Below are 26,280 nucleotides of genomic sequence, written 5' to 3'. Positions count from 1 at the left end.
CGGTTCAGCGCTTTGTCCGCGATCGGAAGCGGGCTGGTGCCGGTTCGGGCGAGGCGTTTATCCCGCTGCACTTTGCGGCAGGTGACGCACTGCAACTGGCACTGTCAGAACAAACCGCTTGATCAATCTTTCCTGTCCGGAGCTTTATTGCTTCGGCACAAATCCCTTGTTCGCTTGATTATCACTAAGCGCCGAGGCAATAAGGCCGCTGAAATTCCTGCCCGAAACTCTAGCAAATCAGTTTAATCTGACAATGCCCGTTCAAGAAATCCCTTGCAAACAGGAGCCGTCCACAAATGACAGTGCCCCGTGAGGGCGGGGTCGGGCAGCGGGTAAGCGGCCTCAAGTCAGATCGCTCTGACACCGCCAGATGGGTTGCTCTGATACCGGCAAGTCACATATTAACAGAGGGTCACGGTTTGGCAGTGACGATCAATGACCCGCCCGGGGTTCGGCGGAAACTGCGAAAGGGCACAAGTAAATCGTGAGCGTTTCCAATCATGTGCAACAAGAGTTTTCGCGGCCTCGCGAACTCGAGCGAAATTGCTCGGTCCGTGGCACCGTAGAACTTGTGATCGACAGTTGGTCGTTTCTGATCATCCGGGAGGCATTTTTTGGTATTCGCCGGTTCGATCGTTTTCAACAGCGTCTCGGCATTCCGCGTCAGACCTTGACGAACCGGCTGAATGCGCTGATCGAGAACGAAATCCTTGTCGTTGGGAAAAAAGAAGGTGAGGCGGGCCGACAATACTTTTTCACCGAACGTGGCAAGGACCTGTTCCAGATCATGCTTTCTCTGATGGAGTTCGGGGACCGCTGGTTGAGCGGAGATGCAAAACCGCCGCTTCAGATGATCCACACGACTTGCGGTGCTGAAATGCACCCGATGACCGTTTGTTCGGAGTGTCTTGAGCCGGTCGAAACCCATACCGTTCATTTCCGGGACGGTCCTGGTGCCGGATACTCTCCTGTGTCGGAACGTCCGCGTACCAGGCGCAGTTCCGACCCCAAGGTACTGGAACGTGTCCGGCCCTGTTCGGTGGCGCGATCCCTTCAGATCATCGGCGACAAGTGGAGCTTCCTGGTTTTGCGCGAGGCCTATTTTGGTGTTCGTCGATATGACGAAATGCGCGAAAAGCTAGGGATTGCGAGCAATGTGCTTGCCGACCGTCTGGCGCGGCTGGTCGATGCCGGTGTCTTTGATCGGGTGCCATACGGCTCTGGCTCACGGCGCTGCGAGTACAGGTTCACGGATATGGGGCGTGCGCTATACAAGCCAATGATCGTGATGATGGCCTGGGGTGATCGTTGGCTCAATCCGGATGCTGCCCCCCTTCGGCTTCGGCATCGAACCTGCGGGAACGATTTCACCCCGCAGGTCGTGTGCAGCGAATGCAAGGAACCGCTCAAGGCGAATGAAACGGATTACTTCCTTCGTTATGATTTGAGCGTGCCCTGATCTTCAGTGCCGGTCAGAGTCTGGTTTCTCAATCATTGCGGCAATCCGGGCCTTGGTTTCTCCCCAGACACCGCGCCGAAAAAGCATGACGCAGGCCATGAAGATTATGCCTATGACGAGCGAGACGGGCAGGCCGCTGGTGGCGAGGAAATGTTCGAGCGCCACGACGAAGGTCGATCCGATGATCGGGCCGACGAAAGTCCCCAGCCCACCGATCAGCGTCATCAGGACGACTTCTCCGGACAGGTGCCAGGAGACGTTGTTCAGGGCAGCCAACTGGAACGACAGCACTTTGAGAGAGCCGGCCAGTCCGGACAATGTGGCAGAAAGAACGAAGGCGATCAGTTTATAGCGGGCAACGTCAAGTCCAAGCGACACAGCGCGCGGTTCGTTCTCGCGGATAGCCGCTAGGATATGTCCGAAAGGCGAATGGATGCATCGCCAGATCAACAGCATACCGAGGATGACAAAACCAAGGACGACGAAATACATCGCGCGAATGTCACTCAAATCTATTAGGCCGAGTAATGTACCGCGCGGGATCGCCTGAATCCCGTCTTCGCCGTTCGTAAAGGGCATCTGGACGGCGAGGAAATAGATCATCTGGGCCAGCGCCAGAGTGATCATGGCGAAATATATACCATAGCGCTTGATTCCGATCAGGCCCATGAAGAGGCCCAGGATAGCGGCAAAGCACATTCCTGCCAGAACAGCGATTTCGAATGGCCAGTCCCACGCCTTGGCGGTGTGGGCTGTCACATAGGCCGCTCCGCCGAAGAACGCCGCGTGGCCAAGCGAAAGCAGACCAGCGTAACCCAGTACGAGATTCAGAGCCGAGGCAAACAGCACGAAGCAAAAGACGTTCATCAAGAACAGCGGGTAGACGGTGAAGGGCGCGACCAGCAGCGCGGTGGCAAGGACCAGAAGGGCAAGCCAACGGACTGCGCGGTTGTTCGCGAATGACAGGGTTTTGTGTAAAAGGGTGGTCATCTACGCCTCCCGTCCGAAAAGGCCCGCCGGCCGGATGATGAGAACGATCGCCATGACCACGAAGATCACGATGGTCGATGCAGAGGGATAGAAGGTTTTGGTCAACCCTTCGATGACGCCAAGCGAGAGCCCGGTCAGGATCGATCCGCCGACAGAACCGAGCCCGCCGATCACTACAACCGCGAAGACCACTATGATCAGGCTGGACCCCATGCCGGGCGATACCTGATAGATCGGCGCCGCCAGCACGCCGGCAAACCCGGCGAGCCCCACGCAAAAGCCATAAGTCAGGGTCACCATCAACGGGACGTTGATGCCGAAGGCTGTCACGAGAGACGGGTTTTCGGTTGCCGCGCGCAGCCAGGCACCAAGGCGTGTCTTTTCGATCACCAGCCAAACCAGGAGACAGACCAGGAGCGCGGCAATAATGACCCAAGCGCGGTAGATGGGCAGGATCATGAACCCCAGTTTGAACACGCCAGTCAATTGCTCTGGCACCGGGTAGGGTTTCCCGGCCGAGCCATAGATGTAGCGAAACAACCCTTCGAGAGCGAGAGCCAGGCCAAAGGTGAAAAGCAGCGAATAGAGATGGTCGACCTTGTAGAGATGCCGCAATGCCAGTCTTTCGACCACAACGCCGAACAGTCCAACGACAAGCGGGGCAACGATCAGCGCGGCCCAATAGTTGATACCAACCGTCGATAGCAGAATCCACGTAATGAAGGCTCCCATCATGTAGAGTGCGCCATGCGCGAAATTGATGACGTTGAGCATTCCGAAAATGATGGCGAGCCCAAGGCTCAGCACCGCATAAAACGATCCGTTAATCAGCCCGAGCATGATCTGCCCGAGCAAAACGACCACGGGTACGCCGAAGAGTTCCGGCATTTCTTCCTCCCTTTCAGACGCCGAGGTAGGCGTCGATCTTCGACATGTCCGCGTCCAGCATGTCGTTGCTGAATTCGTCGACAATGCGGCCCTGTTCCATTACGTAGTGCCGGTCGGCACAGCCTGTGGCGAAGCGTGTATTCTGCTCCACCAGAATGATCGTGAGACCCATGGATTTTAGCGTCTTGAGCGCATGTGCGATGTCATCGACGATAACCGGAGCAAGGCCCTCGGTCGGTTCGTCGAGCAGGATGAAATCCGCGCCGGTCCGAAGTATGCGGGCGATGGCCAGCATCTGTTGTTCACCACCTGACAGCCGCGTGCCAATGGTTCCATCTCGTCCCTTCAGATTGGGGAACAATTTGTAGATGTCGGAGATGCTCATCCCGCCGGGTTTGACGACCGGAGGCAGGACAAGATTTTCTGCCACATTGAGCGATGAAAAGATGCCGCGCTCTTCCGGAACATATCCCAGGCCGAGTTTTGCAACACGGTGCGGTGGCGTTGACAGGAGATCGTTCCCATCCAGAATAATCTTGCCCTTGCGTTGACGCACGACGCCCATGAGCGCCCGCATCATTGTTGTTTTGCCTGCGCCGTTCCGCCCCAGAAGGGTGACGACCTCGCCGCGGTTCACGTGAAACGAAGCGCCATGCAGGATGTGGCTTTCGCCATACCAGCTGTGCAGGTCTTCGACGTCGAGCCTCAGGTCAGTCATGGCTCCCTCCGATATACGCCTGCCGGACTTCGGGATTGGCGGATACGATGTCATAAGTCCCTTCGGCGATGATCTCGCCGCGCCTCAGAACGGTGATCATGTCGGAAATGTCTGCGACGACGGACAGATTATGCTCGACCATCAGAACGGTTCGGCCCTTGGCAACCTTTTGAATAAGCGCGGCGGTCCTTTGTATGTCTTCCTGCCCCATGCCAGCCATCGGTTCGTCCAGAAGAATAACGCGCGGGTTCATAGCCAGTGTCGTCGCCAACTCCAGCGCCCGCTTGCGCCCATACGGCAATTCGACAGCAATGCGCTTTGCGTAGGTCTCCAGACCAATGTCCGCCAGAAGCGCCATGACTTCATCGTCGTATTTCTTCAGGCGGCGGTCGGAGAGCCAGAAGTCCATGGTTTCTCCATGTCGAGACTGTAGAGCGATCCGGACATTTTCCAGTACCGACAGATGAGGGAAAACGGACGATATCTGGAAAGACCTGACCAGACCCTGCCTCGCGAGATTCGCTGGACTGGCGTGTGTGATTTCCGATCCGTCGTAGAAAATCTGCCCGGAGCTCGGAGACAAGAACCGGGTTAGCAGATTGAACAGGGTGCTTTTGCCGGCTCCGTTTGGACCGATCAGGGCGTGGATCGAACCTTCTTTCACCGCGAAATTAACATCATTGACGGCAACGAACCCGCTAAACGATCGCGTTAGCCCGCGCGTCTTCAGGATGGCCTTTTCGGTCTCCATTCTCTCTCCCTGTTTCTCGCCAAAACGTTCCGGGTTCGACGGGAACTCTCCTCATTTAACTTGACGACGTTACCCTTTTAAGTCTAATAGTGCAAGTATATGATTTTAAACAATGGAAGAAATGAATCAAAATATAGCCATTTAACTTGCTTTGTATCAAAGTATGGCGAGTTAAATAGTTCGATAAAGCAACTAAAAATGCTGCGACGCAGCATAAGGGAGGAGCAAATGAAGAAACGAATCACGTCTCGGTTCGTCGGATCGGTTGCCGCTGGGATTTTAGCGGCCGCGCCCGTGTGGGCATCTGATGATCAGGTCAAGATAGGTGTGCTGACGGATATCAGCGGTCAGTTCAGTCATGAGTCCGGCAAGGGCGCTGTTACCGCAGTCCAGATGGCGGTCGAGGATTTTGGTGGTGAGGTGTTGGGGAAGCCGATCGAAGTGATCTTCGCTGACCATCAGAACAAGCCCGAGATCGCCGCGGCGACTGCTCAGGAATGGTACGAGAGCGAAGGTGTCACTCTGATTGGCAACCTGATCAACTCAGGTATCGCACTCTCGGTCGCGCAGATCGCTGCCGACAAAAATGGCATCGCGATCGTGACCGGATCGGGGTCGTCCCGCCTGTCGGGTGCAGGTTGCACGCCGAACTCGATTCACTATGCCTATGACACTTATGCTCTCGCCAACGGGACGGCGAATGAACTGGTCGGCGAAGGCAAGAAAAGCTGGTACTTTCTGACTGCCGACTATGCATTCGGCCACGCCCTCGAAGCTGACGCATCTGCTATCGTGGCAAAGGCGGGTGGCGAAGTTGTTGGGAGCGTTCGTTATCCGATCGAAACGTCCGACCATTCGGCGTTCATGTTGCAGGCTCAGGCTTCACCGGCGGATGTCGTGGCCATTGCCGGCTCTGGCACCACCTTCATCAACGCGGTAAAATCCGCGCGCGAATTCGGGTTGGCCGATACCGGCAAACTGACTGCTGGTTTGTTGGTCTGGTTGACCGATGTGAAGGCACTGGGGCTTGAGGCCGCGCAGGGGATGATCCTGACCAACGCTTTCTATTGGGATCAGGACGACGAAAGTCGCGCCTTTGCCGAACGGTTCAGGGAAAAGATGGGGGTCATGCCGCATATGGGGGATGCGGGCGATTATTCCTCGACGCTGCACTACCTGAAAGCGGTCGAAGCCGCTGGCACCACCGAAGCACAGGCCGTCATGGCCAAGATGCGCGAAATGCCGATCGACGATTTTTTTGCCAAAGGCGGAAAAATTCGGGAAGACGGTCGAATGGTGCATGACATGTATGTGTATCAGGTGAAGACCCCCGAGGAATCCACCAGCGAGTGGGATGTGTACAAGCTGGTGCAGAGCATTCCGGGTGATCAGGCTTTCCGGCCTTTGTCGGAAAGTGAATGCCCACTGGTCAAGTAACCCAGAATGAAATCGCGCCAGCGCCTTCGGGTGCTGGCGCAATATACTCGGTGAAGTCATGAAACTTGAAGACAGTGTCATCTTGCCTTGCGGTCGTGAAACTGCATGGGCCGCACTCAACGATCCCGAAATTCTGCGCCAATGCATCCCTGGATGTGAAGAGCTGACACAGGATGCGCCGGATCATATGACTGCCAAGGTCACCCTGAAGGTCGGGCCGGTAAAGGCGCGCTTTGCAGGCGACGTCACGTTGAGCGAGATCAATGCGCCTGAGAGCTATGTTCTGTCGGGTGAGGGGAAAGGCGGGGTTGCCGGCTTTGCCAAAGGATCGGCCCATGTCCGCCTTGAAGAGGCCGGGCCGGAGGAGACTGTCTTGCATTATTCCGCCAGTGCCGATGTCGGAGGCAAACTGGCGCAGATCGGCTCCCGGTTACTGGATGCCACCGCGCAGAAGTTGGCCCGTCAGTTCTTTGACAAGTTCCGTGACGCCGTTGCGGATGATGAGGCAACCGACGCATGAGCGATATTCTATGCGAGATCGACGATGGCGTGGCTGTGGTGACGATCAATCGTCCGGCGCTGCGCAATTCGGTGACCTACGCCATGTGGCGCGAGTTCGGTGATCTGTTTGCCCGGCTTTCGGATGACCGGGGTGTGCGCTCGATCGTTTTGACCGGGGCGGGGGAGGATTTCTCGGCGGGGGCCGATATCGCAGAATTTGCCACAGTTCGCGACGATCTGGCCAAAGCCAAGGACTACGAGGTCGCGGTCGACTACGGTTGTGCGGGAATCGCGCATGCCTCCAAGCCGGTGATCGCCGTGAACCTCGGTTACACCCTTGGGGGCGGTGCCCATCTGGCGATGTCGGCAGATTTCAGGTTTGCTCATTCCGAAGCCAAATTCGGTATTCCCGCCGCACGGCTGTCAATCGTCTACGGCGTTCAGGCGACGCGCAAATTGCTGTCGCTGGTCGGGCTGACCGAAGCCAAGCGTATCTTGTATTCAGGTCAACGGTTCGGGGCGGAACACGCACTGAGGATCGGGTTTGTCGACCGGGTCTGTGCGGATCCTATGGCAGAGGCGCTGGCTTATGCCCGCGATCTACGCCGAATGGCGCCGCTGACGCAGGGCGGGGCAAAGTACATTCTGAACGGTCTGAGTCTCGGTACCTTCGACGCCGACGTGGCCGACGGGTTGATCGACGCTGCGGCGGCAAGTCGCGACTACGCGGAGGGGCGTACTTCCTTCGCGGAGAAACGCGATCCCAAATTCGAGGGGCGCTGACATGAAGCCGGCGTCTTTCGAATACCTTCGTCCTGGAACTGTGGACGAAGCCATTGCCGCGCTCGATCATGAGGATGCCAAGATCATCGCGGGTGGCCAGAGTCTTGTACCGATGATGAACTTTCGTCTCGTGCAGCCCGAGCGGCTGGTCGATATCAACGGTATCGCAGACCTCGGACAGGTGACTGCCGTAGATGGCGGTGTTCGCATCGGGGCCTTGGTGCGGCATGCGCAGGCGGCGCGGGACACGATGCTGGGCACAGCCTTCCCGATCATTGGCGAGGCGATGCGGCATGTCGCACATGTGGCCATTCGCAACCGAGGTACTATCGGCGGATCGCTGAGTCATGCCGACCCCAGCGCCGAATGGCCCCTTCTCGTCAGTCTTCTCGATGGAGCGATCGAGATTACAGGCAAGTCCGGTGTCAGGACATGCGGCACAGAGGAGTTCTTTTTTTCCCCGTTGATGACGGACCTTGAGGAAGACGAACTGTTGACGGGCGTCGTTTTGCCTTCCCTGCCGGACGGGGCGGGGATGGCATTTGACGAGGTGTCGCAACGTGCGGGGGATTTCGCAGTTGTCGCTTGCGGGGCAGTGGTTGCCATGGATGGTCCGTGCATCGGATCGGCCCGTCTGGCTTTGGGGGGGCTGGGGGACACGCCGCTGCGCGCGACAGAGGTCGAAGTGGCTCTGACCGGTGCGACTCTCGACGATATCGCCGGCATCGTGGCCGACTGCGCCGTGGACCTCGAACCAAATGACGACATGCATGCGTCGGCCGGTTATCGGCGGTCTCTCGCGCCGGTTCTGGCGCGGCGGGTGCTGATCCGGGCAGCCGAGCGAGCGAAGGGCAAGACATGACCGCGATCGATATCACCCTGACGGTGAACGGAGAGACAATGACGACCCGTGCTGAGCCGCGCATGCTGGCCAGCGATTTCCTGCGAGAGAAACTTGGCCTGACGGGGACACATGTCGGGTGTGAACACGGCGTCTGTGGAGCCTGCACCATAAAGTTGAACGGCGTGACGGCGCGATCCTGCCTTCTGTTTGCCGGGCAGCTTGACGGGGCTGAAGTGACCACGGTCGAAGGGCTTGGCTCTCCGCGGCGGATGCATCGGATTCAGGAGGCATTTCGCAAGCATCACGCCCTGCAATGCGGCTTCTGCACGCCGGGTTTTTTGATGACGGTGTCCGAGATACTCGAAACCGAGGAGTTGCGTACCGATGACGATATTCGTGATGCGCTTTCGGGCAATCTGTGCCGATGCACTGGGTACGAGCATATTGTTCGGGCCGTGCGGGAACTGGTGAATGAAAGAGATGGGGTGACGGCATGAAGATGCATGTGCTTGACGGTGGACGCTTGCAGATGCGGCGGCGGATTTACGTGCCTGATGCGGACAAAACCGAGACCATCGAACTGCCCGTCATTGCCATCCTGTTCCGGCATCCCGAGGGTAATGTCCTGTTCGATACCGGTTGTCATCCTTCGGTTTCCGAAGATGCCGAGGCACGATGGGGTAAGCTTGCGGGCGTGATGACGCCTATTGGGGCGCATTCGCAAAACGTAGTCGACAGCCTGTCCGCCATGGGTCTTCAGCCGAGCGATATCGACGTGGTCGTCAATTCGCATTTCCACCCGGATCACTGTGGATGCAACGAATTCTTTACCGAAGCCCGTTTCGTCGTTCACGAGGCCGAACTGGCGGCAGCGAAGGCGCCCGATGCACCGACACAGGGGTATCTTCCCCGGGAATGGGATCACTCGATGCCAATGAAAACGGTCGGCGAAGGCCACGACGTGATGGGCGACGGTCGTCTAATCTGTGTCCACTTACCGGGGCATACGCCGGGATTGATAGGGCTGCTGGCCGAGTTGGAAAAGACAGGCAAGGTGCTGTGTGTTTCGGATGCGGTCAGCCTTCGCAGGAATCTCGATAATGACGAAATCCCGAAGAATGCCGGCGACCCGGAGGCCCTGCTGGCGTCCTATGCACGTATCCGCGAATTCGAGGCCGCAGGAGCAATGGTTATCTGTGGGCATGACGACGAGCAGGTCCGGCGCCTTAAGATGGGGGAGGACGCGTATGACTGATGCTCCCCCGGCAGATCAGTCTCAGACGGTTCGACCGAAATACATCGGCAAGAAGGTCGAGCGGTTCGAAGATCCCCGGTTGCTCACTGGTCGCGGGCTCTATTCGGCGGATATCAAGGCCGACCGGATGGTGCATGTCGCTTTTGTTCGATCCGATCAGGCACATGCCCGGATTGTTTCAGTCGATACTGATGATGCCGCGGCAGCGCCCGGTGTGATCGGTGTTTTCACCGCCGCTGATTTCCCTGAGCTTCCCGAACTCAGCGCTCCGTCGGCGATGAAGGACTATCACGCAACGGTTTGTCCGGTGATCGCCCGGGATGTTGTCCGCTACGTTGGCGAGGCCGTCGCGGTGATCGTGGCGCAGGACCGCTATCTGGCAGAAGATGCCGCGGCATTGGTCATGGTTGATCTGGATCCACTGGGTGCAACAGCCGATCCGGTCGCGGCGCTGGAACCGGATGCCGTGGCGTTGCATGACAACGTGCCTGGAAACAAGGTGCTGGAGCGGGTTTTCGAAACAGGCGATGCTCCGGGAGAGATCGCAAAAGCACAGCACAAGGTTTCAGCAAGATTTCGCATGCGTCGCAAGGCGCCGCTGGCCATGGAAACCCGTAGCTATGTCGCGCAATACGATTCGGGACGCGACCAACTGGTCTTGCATACATCGAGCAATACGCCGGGCGTCGTTCGTGACGAACTGGCCCGGCTTTTGAACATTCCCGGCAACAGGTTTCAGGTGGTTTCACCCGATGTTGGCGGCAGTTTCGGGGGCAAAGGATCAGTCTATCCCGAGGAAGCTATTGTCGCCATGTTGGCCCGCGATTTGGAGCGGCCTGTCAAATATGTATCGGACAGGCTTGAGGATCTGACATCAACAAGTCAGGCCTTCGATGAAATCGTCGAGGCGACACTCGCTTTCGACAAGGACGGAACCTTCATTGCGTTGGATGCCGAGGTGATCGGCGATATCGGAGCCTATTCCATCGTCCCGTGGACTGCTGCCCTGGAGCCCGTGCAGGTTGTCAGCTTTCTGCCGGGGCCTTACCGTACGCCGCATTATCGCGGTCGTGTGCGCGGGGTTTGCACGCCGAAACCGCCAACCGGGCCTTATCGCGGCGTTGGCCGTCCGGCAGCGGTTTTCGCAATGGAGCGGCTGGTGGATATGGCGGCGGCCACGCTGGGACTTGAGGCGGACGAGATTCGGCGGCGCAACCTTGTTGGGCCCGAGGAATTTCCCTTTCGGATCGGATCCGGCATCAGATGGGATCGGTCGGGTTTTCTGGAGTGTCTGGAGGACGCCGCGTCATCCGTCGATGTCGCAGACTTCCGCAAGCGGCAGGCCGAGGCCCGAAAAAGGGGTAAATGGCTGGGCCTCGGTTTCGGGACCTATGCCGAACTTACCGGGATCGGATCGCGGATCGCTGTGGCACCGGGCATGCCGATCAATACCGGAAACGAAACCGCTTCGGTTCGGGTCGATGCAACCGGGGCCGTGACCGCGACCTTTGCAACCGCTTCACATGGGCAGAGTCTTGAAACGACATTGGCGCAGATTGTGGCCGAGGAACTGGGCGTCAGACCTTCCGATGTGACGGTCAAGCAAGGCGATACGGCGCTGACCCCCCACGGGACGGGGACTTACGCCAGCCGCTCTGCGGTCATAGGCGGTGGGGCGGCCATCGTATCCACCCGCAGTTTGCTGAAAAGGGTCAAGGAAGCGGCAGGGGCACTTTTCGATGTAGACCCGGACACGGTCGAGACTGGCGATGGCGAGATATTTGTGCCTGAAACAAATCACAGGATCACGTTTCCTGAGCTTGCTCAAGCTGTATATTCCGACATGAAGGCGCTCCCGATGGAGGCCCGCAAGCCACTTGAGGCGCAGGAAAATTTCGACCCATACCTTGGTACGACGACTGCCGCCACGCATGTCGCCGAAGTCGAGATCGACTCGGAAACGTTGGCCATTCGGGTGACCCGGTTCATCGTCGCCGAGGATTGCGGACGGATGATTAATCCGCTGGTCGTTGATGGGCAGGTGCATGGCGGTGTTGTGCAGGGTATCGGCGCCGCGCTTCTGGAAGAGCTGCATTATGACGACACAGGGCAATTGTTGTCTGCAACCCTGGCGGATTACCTGATCGCAACCGCAGCCGAAGTTCCGGCACTGGATGTGCATCACCTTGAAACCGAACTTCCCGAAAACCCCGGTGGTTTCAGGGGGATGGGAGAGGGGGGCACAATCGGTGCCCCGGCGGCTATCGCGAATGCGATATCCGATGCGGTCGCGCATCTTGGGATCGAGGTGCAGGAACTCCCGATGACACCTAACAAACTGTTCAGGCTGATAGCCGAAAAACAAGGAAAGGACTGACCCATGGACTTCAATCTGAAGGGCCGCGTGGCGCTGGTAACCGGCGGCGGACGCGATACCGGGGGCGAAATATGTAAAACGCTTGCGGCCGAGGGGGCGATCGTGGCCGTCAACTACCGCAAGTCCGAGGGCGAGGCAGCGTCGGTTGTGAAAGAAATCGAGGCAGTGGGTGGCACAGCCAAGGCCTACAAAGCGGACATCAGCGACTATGATGCCGTAAAGGCTATGGTTGCCGAGATTGTCGCGGATCACGGAAAGGTCGATATCCTCGTCAACAATGCGGGCTATGTGAAATACGGCAAGTTCATCGAGTCGACGCCCGAGGATTGGAAAGCGCAGATCGATGTCTGCCTGTATGGTGCGATCCACTGCTGTCACGCCGTTGCACCTTACATGATCGACAACAACTGGGGCCGGATTATCAGCCTGATCGGCGATAGCTCCCGTATCGGTGAAGCGAACCTGTCGATGGCCGCAGCCTCGCGGGCGGGAACCGTAGCACTTGGCAAGTCGCTGGCCCGTGAACTGGGGCGGAACAATGTCTGTGTAAATTCGGTTTCACTCGGATTGGTGCAGACCGCACATTCGGATGCGGAGTTTTTGGCAAAGAACATGGAGAAAATCGTCAAGGCTTACCCGTTGCGACGGATCGGTACGCCAGAAGACATCGCGCCGCTGGTCACCTTCCTGGCATCGGATCAGGCGTCGTGGATCACTGGTCAGGTGATCAGTTCAAACGGCGGGTTCAGTATGGCCTGAGGACCGCGCAAAAAAGGGAGGAAAAACGTGATCCGTACAGATCTGATAGCGCCGATAGCTGATCTTCTGGATAAACAGGCTCGGGCGTATCCTGAAAAGATTGCTTTCGAGGACCGGCACCGCAGCGTGACCTATGCGACGCTGGCGAGCGAGGTGACCAATCTCGCGGGTCATTATCTTGAACAGGGGCTGACGCCCGGCGGATCGGTCGGGGTTTGGCTGCCCAACTCCGTTGATTGGGTCGTGAGCGTACTGGCTGCGATCCGTGCCGGGGGCGTTGCGGTTCCGATTGCTTTTGACGCGAAGAACCGCGAGATGGCCTATCGGGTCGAAGATGCGGGGATCACTATCATGATAACCGCGCCGGTCATGGCCGAAGCAGTTGCCAGTCTTCACGCTGGTATTCGTCCAGACAGGGTGATCCTGAATGGCGTTGACGAAACCGCGGGCGACAGAGCAGCCGATCTTGCGTATCTCTGTGCAACTCCGGCTGCGTCCGTCGTGCCGGTCGATGATATCGATTCCGTGTCGATGATCGTCTACACGTCCGGGACGACGGGACAGCCCAAAGGTGTGATGCTGTCGACGCGATCGATGCTCTGGGTGAATGCGGCGTGCTGGGCTTCTATCTTTGAGGTGGGTCCGGAAGATAGAATTCTGTCGCCTTTGCCGCTGTTCCATTCATACGCGCTCAATTTCTGCGTTCTGTCAGTTCTTGCCAATGGCGCGAGCGAATTCATCATGGAGCGGTTCTCGACAGACGAGGCGATGGACCTTCTGGAACAAGGTGAATTCACCAAGATGCCGGCGGTCCCTACAATGTTTCATTACCTCATGCTGGCCGCGAAAGAGCAGGGGCGCAACCCGTTCCATAGTGTGAAGCGCTGTGTGTCGGCCGGGGCGATCATGGCGGCATCACTGAATGAGGCTTTCGAAACCGAATTCGGAGTGGAGCTTCTGGATGGTTACGGCATCACCGAGACGTCAACCATGGTCACCATGAACTGGCCCGGCTCCAAGCGCGTGCCCGGGTCCTGTGGACTGCCCTTGCCGGGCCTGTCCGTGCGGCTGGTGGATATGGACGACCACGATGTTCCGTTTGGAGAAGAAGGCGAACTGATCGTACGGGGCCCGAACGTCATGAAAGGCTATCACGACAAACCCGAGGTGACGGAAGGCGCGCTGAAAGGGGGGTGGTATCGCACTGGCGATCTTGCCCGGATGGATGCGTCAGGCTTTCTGACGATCACCGGGCGTCTGAAGGAACTTATTATTCGGGGTGGTCAGAACATTGCACCGGCAGAGGTCGAGGAAACTGTGCAAAAGCTGGACGGTATACGCGACTGCGCCGTGGTCGGAGTGCCCCACGAAACCTTGGGTGAAGTGCCGGTTGCCTTCATCGTCCCCGAAAACGAAATGCCCCTGCTGGCTGATGTGCGTGAATTCTGCGCCCGCACTCTGTCCTCTTATAAGTTACCCGCAGATGTCTTGTTGGTTTCCGAAATACCTCGCACTGGCTCGGGCAAGATCATGCGTTTTCGGCTGTGCGAAGCATATGTGCAGAAAAAGGAAAAAGTGGAGACCTGAGTATGCAGCCATTTGTTTTCAACACTACAAAATCCATCGTTTTTCAGCCTGGTGCATCCTCTGATCTGTCAGGTGTTGCAGGGAAATTGCTGGGCGAGACGGTTTTGTTCGTTACGGACCCGGGATTGCGCAAACTGGGGCTGTGCCAAGCGGGACTGGCTTCTCTTGAAGCAAACGGTCACGAGGTCACTATATTCGATCAGGTTGAGGCCGATCCGTCCCGGGCGACGCTTGAGGCGGCCGTGGAAGCTGGCAGAAAGGCTGGCGTTACAGGCGTTGTCGGGTTTGGCGGTGGATCTTCGCTGGATGTGGCAAAGGTGGCCTCCCTGTTGTTGGGCTCCGGCGAGGATCTGGATGAGGCCTGGGGCGTAGGTCAGGCCAAGGGCCCGCGCCTTCCGCTGGTTCTGGTGCCGACAACGGCTGGAACTGGCTCCGAGGTTACGCCGGTGTCGATTATCACTGTGGGCGAAGAGGAAAAGCGTGGGGTATCTTCACCGGTCATCCTTCCCGACGTTGCGGTTCTGGATGCGGACCTGACACTTGGCCTGCCCGCGTCGATAACCGCGGCAACCGGGGTGGACGCGATGGTACATGCGATCGAAGCTTATGCCTCGGCCAACGCGAACAACAATCCTCTCAGCCGGGTGCTGGCGCGCGAAGCACTTCGGTTGCTGGGGGCCAATATCCGGACTGTCGTTTCAGACCCCGGCAATGTCGAGGCGCGGGGCTCGATGCTTCTGGGATCGATGCTTGCCGGTCAGGCTTTTGCCAACTCCCCCGTGGCAGCCGTGCATGCGCTGGCCTATCCGATCGGTGGCACCTTTCATGTTCCGCACGGGTTGTCCAACGCGCTGGTCTTGCCGCATGTGCTGCGCTTCAATGCGCCTGACGCTTATGCACTTTACGCCGAGATCGCCGCGGATGCTTTCCCCGAACTGGCCGCAATCGAAGGAGCTCAGGCGCGTTGTTCGGCCTTCATCGATGCCTTGGCGGATTTGTCTCGGGACCTTGGCATGCCAACCCGTCTGCGGGACGTGAACATTCCCGAAACGGCGCTTGGGAAGATGGCGGAGGGTGCGATGCTGCAAACGCGGCTACTGGTCAATAACCCGCGCGAAGTTGTCGAGGCGGATGCGCTAGCCATCTATCAGGCGGCCTGGTGATGCCGGCGCCGCGCCCGAAACGGGCCGAATTTCCCGCCTTTCGCCAGCTGCCGACCCGCTGGATGGATAACGACGTCTATGGTCACATGAATAATGTGGTGCATTATTCGCTGTTTGACACGGCGGTGAACGGCTGGCTGATCGAGCAGGGATTGCTTGAACCGCGCAAGAGTGAGACTTTCGGGTTGGTTGTGGAAACAGGCTGCAAATACTACGCTGAAATGCAGTTTCCGGACATCGTTCACGCCGGGTTGCGAATTTCCAGGATTGGCACCTCCTCGGTCCGATTTGAAATCGGGTTGTTTCGCAATGACGAAGAAGAAGCCGCTGCCGAAGGGTTTTTTGTTCATGTCTATGTGGGGAGGGAAACGCATCGCCCCATCGCCATCGAAGGCCATCGGCGCACCGTTTTCGAAACATTGACCCTCTGATTGGGTGTCAGAATCAAAATGTCGGTTTTGACTGTGTCAGCAGGTCGTATCTGACCTTGTACATATGGCCAAATTATGCGCCGTGCATATTGGTGAACGGCTTATTTGGTGGTGTCAGACCAATTCGACCTAGTCTCAGCTAGGGCAGGGACGCTGCCCCTTATGTCATGCAAAGACCGCGCCACGCGGCGAGAGCAGTGGCGCGGTTCAGTTTGAAATTTGATCTTGAGTAGAGGCTTCGTTCCGAGTTGAAATGGTTGAAAACCGAAGAATGGACGGCGGCGAATTTCTGCAGACTTCGCATGTGCCGGAAGCGGGTCATGGCACGTTCTCGTCGCCGGAATGGTTGATGCGAATTCTCGGCACGATTGTTCAACCAGCGCCCCGTCATCTGGCGGTCGGCATTGCCGATTGCCTTCATGGCGGCACCATAGGAGCGGAGCTTGTCAGTCACGACGTGTTCGGGCCGACCATAGCGTCTCATCAATTTCCTGAGGAATTTCAATGCCGCTTTGCGATCGCGTTGCTTTGAAACAAAGGCGTCCAGCACTTCGCCTTCGTGATCGACTGCGCGCCACATGTAGTGGGTCTCGCCGTTGATTTTCACGAACACCTCGTCCAGATGCCATTGCCGGTTCGACCAGGCCCGCATTCTCTGAATACGGCACCGCCGGATCTCCGAGGCGGATTCCGGGCCAAACCCGTTCAACCAAAACCGGATGGATTCATGGCTGACGTCTATACCGCGTTCGTGGAGCAGGTCCTCGACATTTCTCAGCGATAGCGGAACTCGCACGTACATCATCACTGTCAGGCGGATAACCTCAGGAATGGTGTTGAAGTATTTGAACGGATTGCGTTTTTCAATGGAGGCAAGGTAGAGCGGCAGGTAACCAGCCTCAAGTCAGGTTGCTCTGACACCGCCGAATCTCCTCAAATGGCCTACTGAGACTCGAACCGCATTGCCCGCAAATCTTGGCGATGCGGTGCGTCTCTGATATGAAAAACCTCAGGTAACCTTCGGAAAACGCCCGGAAAATAGGGGCGAAACCGAAGGGGCAAAATGAGACGGGTGTGGGTGGCGGAGGAGGTGTCCGCCAATACACTTTCCGGGATATTCCGAAATATACCGATAGTATTCGTAATTTCAGGTGCTTATTGGCGTCCTGCCTTCCATGTTGTTCCGATAGTTTCCGTTTACTTCCCACAAAAAGTGTGGGAAGAAATGAGGGAAGCTATTCAGGCTATGCACGGGGCGGACAATGGCGAATATGGACAAAATCAGCAAACGGCACCCGGAAAAGGCGCTGTCTGCCGTGTTTGTGCGCCAGGTAGTCGAACCGGGCAAATATTCCGATGGCAATGGCTTGTTTCTTCTGGTGCAGCCGAATGGCTCAAAGTCATGGGTGCAGCGTATCACCATTCGCGGCAAGCGAAGGGATGTAGGCTTGGGTGGCGTGGGATACGTTTCCCTAGCCGAAGCCCGCGAATTGGCGCTGGAAAACAAGAAGCTGGCGCGGGCCGGTGGCGACCCGTTGCAGGCCAAGCGCGAGGCGCAAGCGGTGCTGACGTTTGCCGAGGCCGCGCGCAAGGTTCACGAAATCCGCAAGCCGACATGGCGCAACAAGAAGCACGCGGCGCAGTTTATCACTACGCTGGAATCCTACGCCTTTCCAAAGATAGGGCCGGTTAGGGTTGGCGACGTGACTACGGCGGATGTGCTGGCGGTGCTGCAACCGATATGGCTGGAAAAGCCCGAAACCGCGCGACGGGTGCGCCAACGGATTGGCGTTGTTATGAAATGGGCGATTGCGCAAGGCTGGCGGCAAGACAACCCTGCCGAAAATATCGGGCAGGCATTGCCCAAGCACGAAACCACAAAGAACCATCGCAAGGCGCTTCCTTATGCCGAGGTGTCCGAGTGCATCGCGGCAGTGCAGGCATCGAACGCATGGCCCGCAACAAAGCTGGCGTTGGAGTTTCTTATCCTGACTGCAACCCGCTCTGGCGAGGTGCGCGGCGCGCTCTGGGAGGAAATTGAATTTCACGGCGGGGATGCCGCTACATCCGCTACATCTGCTACATGGGAAATCCCGGCCAGCCGCATGAAGGCGAAAAAGGCGCATCGCGTGCCACTGTCAGGCCGCGCGCTGGAAATCCTGAAAGAGGCTGAGGCATTGCGCGGCGCATCCGGGCTGGTGTTTCCGTCCGCGCGGGATAAGCCGCTATCCGACATGACGCTTTCAAAGCTGGTGAAAGAACAGGGCTTTGATGTGCATGTTCACGGTTTTCGCACTTCATTTAAGACTTGGGCGCAAGAGCAAACGAATTTCCCAAATGAAGTTTCAGAAGCCGCCCTTGCCCATATGGTGAAGGATAAAGCCGAGGCCGCTTATGCTCGCTCTGACATGTTCGATAAACGGCGCAAGATGATGGAAAGCTGGGCGAGGTATTTGGAAGCGCGCGGCGGTGAGGTTGTTACTTTTGAGTTGAAGCGCAACAATTGATCAAGGCTATGGCGTGTTAAAGCGTCCTACTCATATTTTCTTAAACATTCCGTTGCGGTAGCTTCGGGCATGACGGCCATCTGCAACAGTAAGATCGCCTCCAACTCCGTGTGATCTGATTCTTTCCTTGAGTGCAAATCGCCGAAGAAGGCATACTTGCACAGTTGAGATTAGAAATTGGCAGCATGAAACTCAAATTAAATATGCCTTAGAAACGATAGCCCTATGTCCGGATGATGAGGCCAATTCAGGGGAAGCCTATAGAGATGCAAATGAAAAAACAGATTAAATCTTTAATTATTGGTACCAAGTTTGAGAAGCCTGCGCGTAGCTTGGCAAGGCTATTGCCATCGTATAGAAAATCCGCTGGCTGGTCAGCACGTGTTAAGCGTGACGAGATAGCGATCGACAAGATTCTTGAAGAGTACCTAAATCCGAAGTCAAACTGTGTTGATGTAGGTGCAAATCACGGTTTTTTCCTGCGTCGTTTTACCGAAGGCTCGCCATCTGGAAAGCACTTCGCATTTGAAGCTTTACCTCATCTCGCAGAGGCACTTAAGGCTAGGTTTCCAACTGTCGAAGTGCATGCTTGCGCATTAGGAAACAGAAATGGCCTCGCCGCATTTTATCATGTTGCGGAAGATGAGGCATGGAGCGGGCTGAGGCCACAATCGCACCCGAACAAGAAAAAGCCAGTGCGCATCGAGGTGCCAATTCGTCAACTTGACGAGCTTATTCCTAAGAAATTGAATATTGATTTTATCAAGATTGATGTGGAGGGTGGAGAGAAGGATGTTTTCTTGGGCGCAAAGGAAACGATTAAGTCAAGCCGCCCTGTGATTCTTTTCGAGCATGCACTGATACATACAGCAAACTACGACACAACGAGCTCTGATATTTATCAAATTCTTGTCGAGCGATACAGCTACAGAATCCGGACAGTTGCAGAATCTAGTTTTTTAGAAAAGCAGGATTTTTTGAGGATTGTTGAGAGCTCTCATTCGTCAGAGTACGGTTTAGATGCTCATACAAACTTCCTTGCGATGCCCTCGTAGTGCCTAGTGTTCTCTTGCATTTTGGTTTGACCATTAATTGCAACCATTTTGCTGTGAGGCTTCCCAACTGAGCTGGCTCATTGCCATAGCTTCATTTCGTGGCGCTGAATCTTCTACCACATATAGACGGGAAACCTCGAGGAGCATCCCTATTGGGTAGCACTGGCAGAAGTTTCTCCGGATTTACCCAACAAAAATGTTGAGCGCGAATCGTATCCCAAGTTATTGTGCATAGGCGTTAACTGGAACGCGTTCGATACCTTAAGAATTGCTGCATCTAAAAAATAGGAATTACTTACGCAGCACAAATCGGCCTCGCCTTGATACGGGGCCGGACTTGACGCTTAGGCATCACGCATTCAGAAACATATTAGCCTTGTTTGGAAGTGTTCAGAAACAAGGCGCTCCGCAGGACTGTTGGCGCAGACCTACGGAGCGGGGTTAGGATAAGCTTTTCTCGGACTTTTCCTAACCCCCTTTGAGCACGAAAGACCGGCGCAAAGCAAGTCGAAACAGATTTGCTCGCCAGAACAAAGGGGCAGTTTTCATGACTGACGCCATTCTTCGCCGCCCTGATGTGGAACGCATCACAGGGCTTTCTCGCTCAACACTTTACGCCATGATGGCCGAAGGTGAGTTTCCCAAGCCGATAAGGCTGGGCAAGCGCGCTGTCGGCTGGCGTAAAGCCGATATTGCCGCATGGCTTGAAAGCCGCACAACCGACGCAGCATGAACCATGAGGGGCAAAAGAGTAGCGCCGTGCAGCGGGCAGGCTGGCACGGCGCAGGATGTATCGTTTGCGAATGCGACGAACACCCGAAACATAACAGGCAAGCGCAGCAAACGCCATAGCAGCGGCACCGCCTATTGCATATCGCCCAGCGCAGGCAGGGCTTTCTGCATCGTGGTGTCAGGCCGTGACCCTTGGGCGCTCGAACAATTGCGCAAGGCAGGGGCTGAGGGCTGCACGCCGATTCACAACCCCGCGCCACGTTGGGCTGCTTATGTCCACGATTTGCGGGCGCTGGGCGTGGAAATCGAAACCATCACTGAACCGCATGAAGGCGAGTTTCCCGGCACGCATGCGCGCTATGTGCTGCGCTCTGGTGTGTCGCTGGGCTGGAAAGGGGGTGCAGCATGAACAGGCTGCAAATCGCTTTCCTGATGCGCGCACATGGGCTGACAGAAGCGCAAGCGCACGCAATGGCGACTTTAATCTGGGGGGCGTGCGGATGATGGACGCAAAACAGATTACCCATGCCCTTCATGGCAAATGGTATCGCCGCTATGGCTGCGCGCCTTGCCCGGTATGTCAGGCCGAGGGCCGCAAGGGGCAGAACGCCTTGACGCTGGCCGATGGCGATGGCGGGCGGCTCTTGGCACATTGCAAGAAATCCGGCTGCACGTTTCGGGATATTCTGGCGGCGGCTGGGCTTGCCCCCGGTGACTATGCCGCGCCCGATCTGCTGGAAAGCCAAGCGCGCCAAGCCCAGGACCGGGCCGAGGCTGAAAAACGAGCCAAGCAAGCGCACCGGCTCTGGCAAGATGCGCACCCTATCGGCGGCACGCTGGCGGAAACCTATCTGAGGGGGCGGGGCATATCCTGCCCCCTTCCTGAAACCCTGCGTTTCCTGCCGGAATGTTGGCACCCGACCGCAAAGCGGTTTCCCGCGATGCTGGCGCGCGTGGACGGCGGTGAAGGCTTCGCAGTGCATCGCACCTACCTTGAGACCGATGGCAGGGGCAAAGCTGTCGTGGAGCCTGACAAGCTGATGCTGGGGCGTGTCTCTGGCGGCGCTGTAAGGCTGACAGAGGCGCACGGGCCGCTTGTGGTGGCGGAGGGCATCGAAACCGCCCTGAGCCTTGCCTGTGGCCTTCTGGGCAAGCCAGCGACCGTTTGGGCGGCATTGTCCACGTCAGGCATGCGAGGGCTGCATCTGCCCCCTAAGCCGCATCGGTTGACGATTGCCCCCGATGGCGATGCCCCCGGAAAGGCGGCGGCACATGCCTTGGCCGAACGCGCGCACGCGCTGGGCTGGCAGGTGTCGCTCTTGCCCGCACCGGATGGCCGCGACTGGAATGACATTCTGACAATGAAAGGGGAAGCCGCATGAGTGCCCCCGAACCTATCCCGTTCAAATCCGAAGGCCCGCAACCTTTGCTACGGGAAATCCCGCAGGGCGGGCCTTACCCCGTTAATGCACTAGGGCCGCTGCAAGGGGCCGTAGAGGCCGTGCAGGGCATGGCCCTTGCACCTGTTGCGATACCTGCGCAATCGGCGCTGGCGGTGGCATCCTTGGCCGTGCAGGGCATTGCCAATGTGGAAACGCTTGGCGGGCCGCGCCCCCTTTCGCTCTACTGCCTCACCATCGCCGCAAGTGGAGAGCGCAAATCAAGTTGCGATGCACCTTTGATGGACGCTTTGCGGGAACACGAAAAGGAACAAGCCAAAGCCCAGCGCGATGATGTGCTGGCATGGCAAAACGCCCATGCGATTTATAGCGAGGAGCGCAAGCGCATTTTGGGCGAAATCAAAAAGGGCAAAGGCGAGAATAAGACGGCGGCGCGCGCTGACCTGGACGGCTTGGGGGCGGAACCGTCCGCACCGCCTTGCCCTGACCGCGTGGTGACGGAGCCGACCTTTGAAGGGCTGACCCGGCTCTTTGCAACCGGGCAACCGTCGCTTGGCATCTTCTCGGATGAAGGCGGGCAATTCCTTGGCGGACATGCCATGAACAGCGACAACCGGCAAAAGACGCTGACCGCCCTAAACGATTTGTGGCAGGGCAACCCCATACGGCGCACGCGGGCCGGTGACGGGGCATATGCGCTTTATGGGCGGCGGCTGGCGGTGCATCTGATGGCGCAACCGGGTGTGGCGCGGGCGTTCATGGCTGACCCGTTGGCGGCGGATAGCGGTTTTCTGCCCCGCTTCCTGATTTGTGAACCGCAAAGCAACATAGGAACGCGGTTGCATGCGCAGGTAAGGCCAGACAATGGCGCATTGGCGGCGTTTTCGGACCGGCTGCGCACAATCCTTGAAACGCCTATGCCGATGGACGCGGAAACCCGTGAATTGCAGCCACGCACCCTTGCGCTGGGCGGCGATGCGCGGGCGCTCTTGATACAGTTTGCGGATGCTATCGAGATGGCGCAGGGCAAGGGCGGCAATCTCGAACACATCACCGGCACGGCATCGAAGGCGGCGGAACAGGCCGCACGCATTGCAGGGGTTTTGACGCTCTGGCGGGATTTGCAAGCGGCTGAAGTGTCCGCGCAGGATATGGCCGATGCAATCACGCTGGCGCAGTTCTACCTGACCGAAGCGGCACGGCTGGCAGATGCGGCAAATGTATCGGCTGAAATCGACCGGGCCGAGCGGTTGCGCAAATGGCTTCTGGAAAGCTGGCCGGAGGCGGACATCATGCCGCGCGAGGTGCTGCAATATGGGCCGAACGCTTTACGCGATAGCAAAACGGCAACGGCGGCTTTGACAATATTGGAAAAGCACGGATGGCTTGTGCCGCTCGAACCGAACACCGTTATTCGCGGGGCGACGCGCAAGCTGGCATGGCGTATCGTGCGAGGGGGCGGCGATGTGGTTTGATGTGCAAGCCGCGCTGAAACATCTGGACGGGGCTGAAATGCCCCGCTCCAATTCCGCGCCCCCGGCAGAACCGCAAACCCCGCGTGTAGCGAATGTAGCGGGTGTAGCAGGGGTGCAGGCTGAAATTCCCAAAACGCCGCCCAGCGCAAAACCGCCAAAAACAGCCTTTCCCTACGGCGCATCCGCAGGGGGAAGGCCGCTCACCTATACCGGGCGCGTGGTGTCGCTGGAGGCGTGGCGCAACCTGACAGAATGGGAACGGCACGGGCCGCGCGGGCGGCTCTGGTGTGGCGTCAATCGGCGCTGGGAAACCAAGAGGAAAAGACATGACGAAAAAGACTGAAAAGCAAGAATCCGACGCGTTGGATATCCCCCAGCGCAAGCCGCCCAGGGCGGCGCTTGAATGGAAAGAGGATAACACCCTCGGAATAGAAATTTCTGGCGACTACATGCGCATTCTGGACGCAGCCGAACACACGAGCGTTGCAAATTCCATCGTTGGGCAGTTGTCGGTGCTTGGCTCACATGGCAAGCGCATCGACGCTGAGGCAACCGATTTTGCGCTGGGCTTTGTGGATGCCATGAAGCCCAAGGATGCAGCCGAGGTGCTTTTGACAACGCAAATGGCGGCAATCCATCAAGCGACAATGATGATGGCGCGCCGTTTGAACCATGTAGAGAACCTACCGCAACAAGACTCAGCCGAGCGGGCTTTGAACAAGTTGGCCCGGACCTTCGCGGCTCAAATGGATACGCTCAAGCGGTATCGCTCAAAGGGAAAACAGACAGTCAGGGTTGAGCGTGTTACTGTTAACGAGGGTGGACAAGCAGTTGTCGGAAACGTGGAGAGATAGATTTTGTTTTGGGAAACAATAGCCGCAATATTTCTATTGTTTGTGACCTCACCCCTATGGATTTTCGCATCGTTCTTATGGGGGGTGATAATGGCAGCGTTTGCCTTCTTCTGGCGGGCAATGGATTTTTTTCTCAATGGGCCGATTGAGTGGGGGGAGATATGGCTTGTGCCCTTAGCTGCACTGTTTGCCGGTTTAGAGGCAGCTTGGAGCATTCCATCCTCTATGTGGAATTGGGCAAAGTTTGAGCACCCATGGTGGGCGGTTTGCATCGGCTTTGTTTTTGTCTTGTTTGCGAAAGGTAGTAGAAGTTAACTGACCCGCCAATGAAAAGGGGGAGGGCACATGTCAAATTCTGACGTTTACCCCATGCACCGTGCGCCTCGGTGTACCGCGACATCAAAACGCACCGGCCTGCCTTGTCGCAATCCAGCGGTGCGCGGCTGGGCTGTCTGTCGCATGCACGGGGCACGGGGTGGGGCAAAAACCGGTAAGGCACATCCAAACTGGAAACACGGGGAGCGCAGTCAAGACGCCGTTGCATTGCGCGGGTTTGTTAATCGCCTGATACGTGAAACGCTGGACACTGACGTTTGGGGGGGGTGACCCGCTAAAGGCACTGGAGGTGAGTTAAAATTCTGAACTTCAGCCGTCAGCGAGGAAAATTTTCTACCGGGCTATTGAATGGTTTCGCTTGACTGTCTAAGAACTAATTCCGTCGTCAATAGCAAACCTTAACGCAATCTCGTTCGAGATTCGATTGTCGGAATTTGTAAACCATACAGATTATTGCGCTTGCGCAAGACTGAAATCTAAATAGGACGCCGAAGCTTGGAATTAATAATCCATGCTGGGATGCATAAAACAGGAACTACGTCTGTTCAAAAATGGCTTGACAATCATGCTTCTGATTTAGCGCGCCATCGCATCTTAGCACTACCCCTTGAAAAGAGGATTTTGGTAAAAGACCCCCAATCGTTTGATGCCGATAGCTTGAAGAATGACCTTCGGATTGCGGAAGAAATGGGAATACAAAAAGTAATTATTTCCCATGAAGAAATCTCTACCTTTTCAATGGCTCAAACACGAACCCTTTCGAGGGTGCTGGAACCCTATCCCTTGAAATTTGTTGTTTGCTTTAGGCATTGGGTCAACTTTCTTCCTTCGCGATGGCGTCAAAACTGCATACGTCGGGATAGTGCTTCTTTTCCGAATTTTCTGGAAATTTTGCGCTCGAAACCAGAACGTTGCGATTTTCAAATGCATAGGGTCCTTAGAAATGCTGAAGAAAGTGGCGACCACGAGACGGTAGTCATACCTTTCGAGACTGCGGCAAAAATTGGAGGTGTGCCACGTCACATTCTTAGTGCTTGCGGCGTGCCTGAATTGTTATTGAAAGCAAATGATCCGAACGCTCTCAGGCTGAATACCGAAAGCGGCCAAAAGAACATCGAAATGATCCGACTATTGAACGGCGTATACGCGAGAAGTTATGGCTTAAGAGAAAATGAAATGCTTTTTTCTTTTGGCGCAAACTCACAACCCAAAGAGTATTTCGATTTCGGGCTCAATGGGTTCGCGAGCAAATTTTTGGCAAGTTACCCGGAGATACATGACGAACTGGGTAGAATGCTCGAATCCCGACAAACCTTGATACGTCTAAGCAGAAGTGATTTTGCAGACTTAGAATCAGATTTGGAGCGACATGCGCGCTCACATACAGCCCTTAAGCTCTGTGGGGATTTGTTTCCTGAAATTGAAGCCAAAGATATTTTGTGTAGTAAGCTCGAGTATATTGAATTGCCCGAAACTTTTCAGACAAAAATTGTAAAAGCAATCGACCGTTATAAAAAGAGACTTCGACTCCAAGAACGTTGGGTAAGGCATCGAAGAAAAATAAAACTTTTCTCAGGCACTTGATATGTAGCGATTCGACTCCAAAAAATTGACCGTCTCAAATAATCACGCTTTTAGTTATGCAACTTGAATGCAAGAAACCAACTCGCTCACAAATTCCGCTGCCATCCGAAACAATACGTGGGCAAAAATGTGGGAAACACCCCACCTGAAATCGGTTAGTGCACTGAAATTATAAGGAAAAATAGATTTAGGTGGCGGAGGAGGTGGGATTCGAACCCACGGTACGCTTTCACGCACGCCGGTTTTCAAGACCGGTGCATTCGACCACTCTGCCACTCCTCCGGTTCGCCCCTCCTACAGGGCCTTTCGCGATTCTGGAAGACACTGAAATCTGGGGAATTCCGCCGACATGTGCCTGGAAGCTTTTCTTGAGCCGGGCAAGGCGTTAGACTGC

At 56.5% G+C, this 26,280-nt stretch carries 27 protein-coding genes and 1 tRNA gene; 22 read left to right on the top strand and 6 right to left on the bottom strand.

All coding sequences use genetic code 11. The annotated features are described in order from the left end of the window. Positions 1–484: 484 nt before the first annotated feature. Complete coding sequence (locus tag BUB53_RS19925; RefSeq protein WP_200797829.1) at positions 485–1,459, top strand: winged helix-turn-helix transcriptional regulator; 975 nt, start codon at positions 485–487, stop codon at positions 1,457–1,459. 3 nt (positions 1,460–1,462) lie between these two features. Here BUB53_RS19925 and BUB53_RS19920 read toward each other — a convergent pair whose 3' ends face one another. Genes BUB53_RS19920 through BUB53_RS19905 form a run of 4 tightly spaced genes read right to left on the bottom strand, consistent with a single transcriptional unit; the run spans position 1,463 to position 4,806 of the window. After that, positions 1,463–2,449 (bottom strand): branched-chain amino acid ABC transporter permease, encoded by a 987-nt coding sequence (locus tag BUB53_RS19920; RefSeq protein ID WP_073037467.1) that lies wholly within the window; start codon positions 2,447–2,449, stop codon positions 1,463–1,465. Beyond that, a complete protein-coding gene (locus BUB53_RS19915; RefSeq protein ID WP_073037464.1) occupies positions 2,450–3,337 on the bottom strand; it encodes a branched-chain amino acid ABC transporter permease in 888 nt (295 codons plus the stop codon). A gap of 13 nt (positions 3,338–3,350) precedes the next feature. Next, complete coding sequence (locus tag BUB53_RS19910) at positions 3,351–4,055, bottom strand: ABC transporter ATP-binding protein (RefSeq protein WP_084729363.1); 705 nt, start codon at positions 4,053–4,055, stop codon at positions 3,351–3,353. Further along, positions 4,048–4,806 (bottom strand): ABC transporter ATP-binding protein, encoded by a 759-nt coding sequence (locus BUB53_RS19905; protein WP_073037455.1) that lies wholly within the window; start codon positions 4,804–4,806, stop codon positions 4,048–4,050. The genes BUB53_RS19910 and BUB53_RS19905 overlap by 8 nt, the downstream gene beginning before the upstream one ends. Before the next feature lie 228 nt (positions 4,807–5,034). On the opposite strand from BUB53_RS19905, the gene BUB53_RS19900 reads away from it, so the two are divergent. The 11 genes from BUB53_RS19900 to BUB53_RS19850 are packed head-to-tail and all read left to right on the top strand — an operon-like array spanning position 5,035 to position 15,943. After that, positions 5,035–6,243 carry an ABC transporter substrate-binding protein gene (locus tag BUB53_RS19900; protein ID WP_073037453.1) on the top strand — a complete coding sequence of 403 codons (1,209 nt, stop codon included), beginning with the start codon at positions 5,035–5,037 and terminating at the stop codon, positions 6,241–6,243. A 58-nt stretch (positions 6,244–6,301) separates the two neighbouring features. Further along, entirely contained in the window at positions 6,302–6,763 is a 462-nt protein-coding gene (locus BUB53_RS19895; RefSeq protein ID WP_073037450.1) for a CoxG family protein, read from the top strand. Further along, complete coding sequence (locus BUB53_RS19890; protein WP_073037447.1) at positions 6,760–7,527, top strand: enoyl-CoA hydratase-related protein; 768 nt, start codon at positions 6,760–6,762, stop codon at positions 7,525–7,527. Before BUB53_RS19895 ends, BUB53_RS19890 begins: the two co-directional genes overlap by 4 nt. Before the next feature lies 1 nt (position 7,528). Then, positions 7,529–8,389 carry an FAD binding domain-containing protein gene (locus tag BUB53_RS19885; RefSeq protein ID WP_073037444.1) on the top strand — a complete coding sequence of 287 codons (861 nt, stop codon included), beginning with the start codon at positions 7,529–7,531 and terminating at the stop codon, positions 8,387–8,389. Continuing rightward, positions 8,386–8,868: a (2Fe-2S)-binding protein gene (locus BUB53_RS19880; protein ID WP_073037443.1), complete on the top strand. Its 483-nt coding sequence runs from the start codon at positions 8,386–8,388 to the stop codon at positions 8,866–8,868. Before BUB53_RS19885 ends, BUB53_RS19880 begins: the two co-directional genes overlap by 4 nt. Then, the gene (locus BUB53_RS19875; protein WP_073037442.1) at positions 8,865–9,626 is read left to right on the top strand and encodes an N-acyl homoserine lactonase family protein; all 762 of its coding nucleotides are present in this window, start codon (positions 8,865–8,867) and stop codon (positions 9,624–9,626) included. The genes BUB53_RS19880 and BUB53_RS19875 overlap by 4 nt, the downstream gene beginning before the upstream one ends. Continuing rightward, positions 9,619–12,003, top strand: coding sequence for a xanthine dehydrogenase family protein molybdopterin-binding subunit (locus tag BUB53_RS19870; protein ID WP_073037440.1), 2,385 nt, complete (start codon positions 9,619–9,621; stop codon positions 12,001–12,003). The genes BUB53_RS19875 and BUB53_RS19870 overlap by 8 nt, the downstream gene beginning before the upstream one ends. A gap of 3 nt (positions 12,004–12,006) precedes the next feature. Then, positions 12,007–12,762 carry an SDR family NAD(P)-dependent oxidoreductase gene (locus BUB53_RS19865; protein WP_073037438.1) on the top strand — a complete coding sequence of 252 codons (756 nt, stop codon included), beginning with the start codon at positions 12,007–12,009 and terminating at the stop codon, positions 12,760–12,762. A gap of 27 nt (positions 12,763–12,789) precedes the next feature. After that, complete coding sequence (locus BUB53_RS19860) at positions 12,790–14,349, top strand: class I adenylate-forming enzyme family protein (RefSeq protein ID WP_073037432.1); 1,560 nt, start codon at positions 12,790–12,792, stop codon at positions 14,347–14,349. Positions 14,350–14,351: 2 nt separating this feature from the next. After that, on the top strand, positions 14,352–15,512 hold the full coding sequence (locus tag BUB53_RS19855) for an iron-containing alcohol dehydrogenase (RefSeq protein WP_073037430.1): 1,161 nt from the start codon (positions 14,352–14,354) through the stop codon (positions 15,510–15,512). Beyond that, a complete protein-coding gene (locus BUB53_RS19850) occupies positions 15,512–15,943 on the top strand; it encodes an acyl-CoA thioesterase (RefSeq protein ID WP_073037427.1) in 432 nt (143 codons plus the stop codon). The genes BUB53_RS19855 and BUB53_RS19850 overlap by 1 nt, the downstream gene beginning before the upstream one ends. A gap of 160 nt (positions 15,944–16,103) precedes the next feature. Here BUB53_RS19850 and BUB53_RS19845 read toward each other — a convergent pair whose 3' ends face one another. Continuing rightward, positions 16,104–16,811 carry an IS6 family transposase gene (locus tag BUB53_RS19845; RefSeq protein WP_073037425.1) on the bottom strand — a complete coding sequence of 236 codons (708 nt, stop codon included), beginning with the start codon at positions 16,809–16,811 and terminating at the stop codon, positions 16,104–16,106. A 403-nt stretch (positions 16,812–17,214) separates the two neighbouring features. Between BUB53_RS19845 and BUB53_RS19840 the strand changes: the two genes are divergently transcribed. The 10 genes from BUB53_RS19840 to BUB53_RS22590 all read left to right on the top strand — a co-directional run bounded on the left by BUB53_RS19840 (position 17,215) and on the right by BUB53_RS22590 (position 25,886). Beyond that, complete coding sequence (locus BUB53_RS19840) at positions 17,215–18,450, top strand: tyrosine-type recombinase/integrase (protein WP_327213563.1); 1,236 nt, start codon at positions 17,215–17,217, stop codon at positions 18,448–18,450. Positions 18,451–18,722: 272 nt separating this feature from the next. Next, a complete protein-coding gene (locus BUB53_RS19835) occupies positions 18,723–19,505 on the top strand; it encodes an FkbM family methyltransferase (RefSeq protein ID WP_159437879.1) in 783 nt (260 codons plus the stop codon). A 547-nt stretch (positions 19,506–20,052) separates the two neighbouring features. Further along, positions 20,053–20,238 (top strand): helix-turn-helix transcriptional regulator, encoded by a 186-nt coding sequence (locus tag BUB53_RS19830; protein ID WP_073037418.1) that lies wholly within the window; start codon positions 20,053–20,055, stop codon positions 20,236–20,238. A 3-nt stretch (positions 20,239–20,241) separates the two neighbouring features. Further along, on the top strand, positions 20,242–20,646 hold the full coding sequence (locus BUB53_RS19825) for a winged helix domain-containing protein (RefSeq protein WP_229709607.1): 405 nt from the start codon (positions 20,242–20,244) through the stop codon (positions 20,644–20,646). A gap of 91 nt (positions 20,647–20,737) precedes the next feature. Then, a complete protein-coding gene (locus tag BUB53_RS19820; protein WP_073037471.1) occupies positions 20,738–21,619 on the top strand; it encodes a DUF7146 domain-containing protein in 882 nt (293 codons plus the stop codon). Further along, complete coding sequence (locus BUB53_RS19815) at positions 21,616–23,112, top strand: YfjI family protein (protein ID WP_073037417.1); 1,497 nt, start codon at positions 21,616–21,618, stop codon at positions 23,110–23,112. Before BUB53_RS19820 ends, BUB53_RS19815 begins: the two co-directional genes overlap by 4 nt. Next, positions 23,102–23,455: a hypothetical protein gene (locus BUB53_RS19810; RefSeq protein WP_073037416.1), complete on the top strand. Its 354-nt coding sequence runs from the start codon at positions 23,102–23,104 to the stop codon at positions 23,453–23,455. Before BUB53_RS19815 ends, BUB53_RS19810 begins: the two co-directional genes overlap by 11 nt. After that, positions 23,439–23,966, top strand: coding sequence for a hypothetical protein (locus BUB53_RS19805; RefSeq protein WP_073037415.1), 528 nt, complete (start codon positions 23,439–23,441; stop codon positions 23,964–23,966). The genes BUB53_RS19810 and BUB53_RS19805 overlap by 17 nt, the downstream gene beginning before the upstream one ends. A 90-nt stretch (positions 23,967–24,056) precedes the next feature. Continuing rightward, a complete protein-coding gene (locus BUB53_RS19800; RefSeq protein ID WP_143163291.1) occupies positions 24,057–24,281 on the top strand; it encodes a hypothetical protein in 225 nt (74 codons plus the stop codon). Positions 24,282–24,797: 516 nt separating this feature from the next. Beyond that, positions 24,798–25,886, top strand: a complete 1,089-nt coding sequence (locus tag BUB53_RS22590; RefSeq protein WP_143163290.1) for a hypothetical protein — start codon at positions 24,798–24,800, stop codon at positions 25,884–25,886. A 192-nt stretch (positions 25,887–26,078) separates the two neighbouring features. Here BUB53_RS22590 and BUB53_RS19790 read toward each other — a convergent pair. Then, positions 26,079–26,168, bottom strand: a tRNA-Ser gene (locus tag BUB53_RS19790). Positions 26,169–26,280 lie beyond the last annotated feature (112 nt).

It is taken from the genome of Roseovarius pacificus (genome assembly GCF_900142665.1).
Classification (GTDB): domain Bacteria; phylum Pseudomonadota; class Alphaproteobacteria; order Rhodobacterales; family Rhodobacteraceae; genus Roseovarius; species Roseovarius pacificus.
Note: the sequence above shows the minus strand (reverse complement) of the source record. Positions and strands in the feature narration are given on the sequence as shown.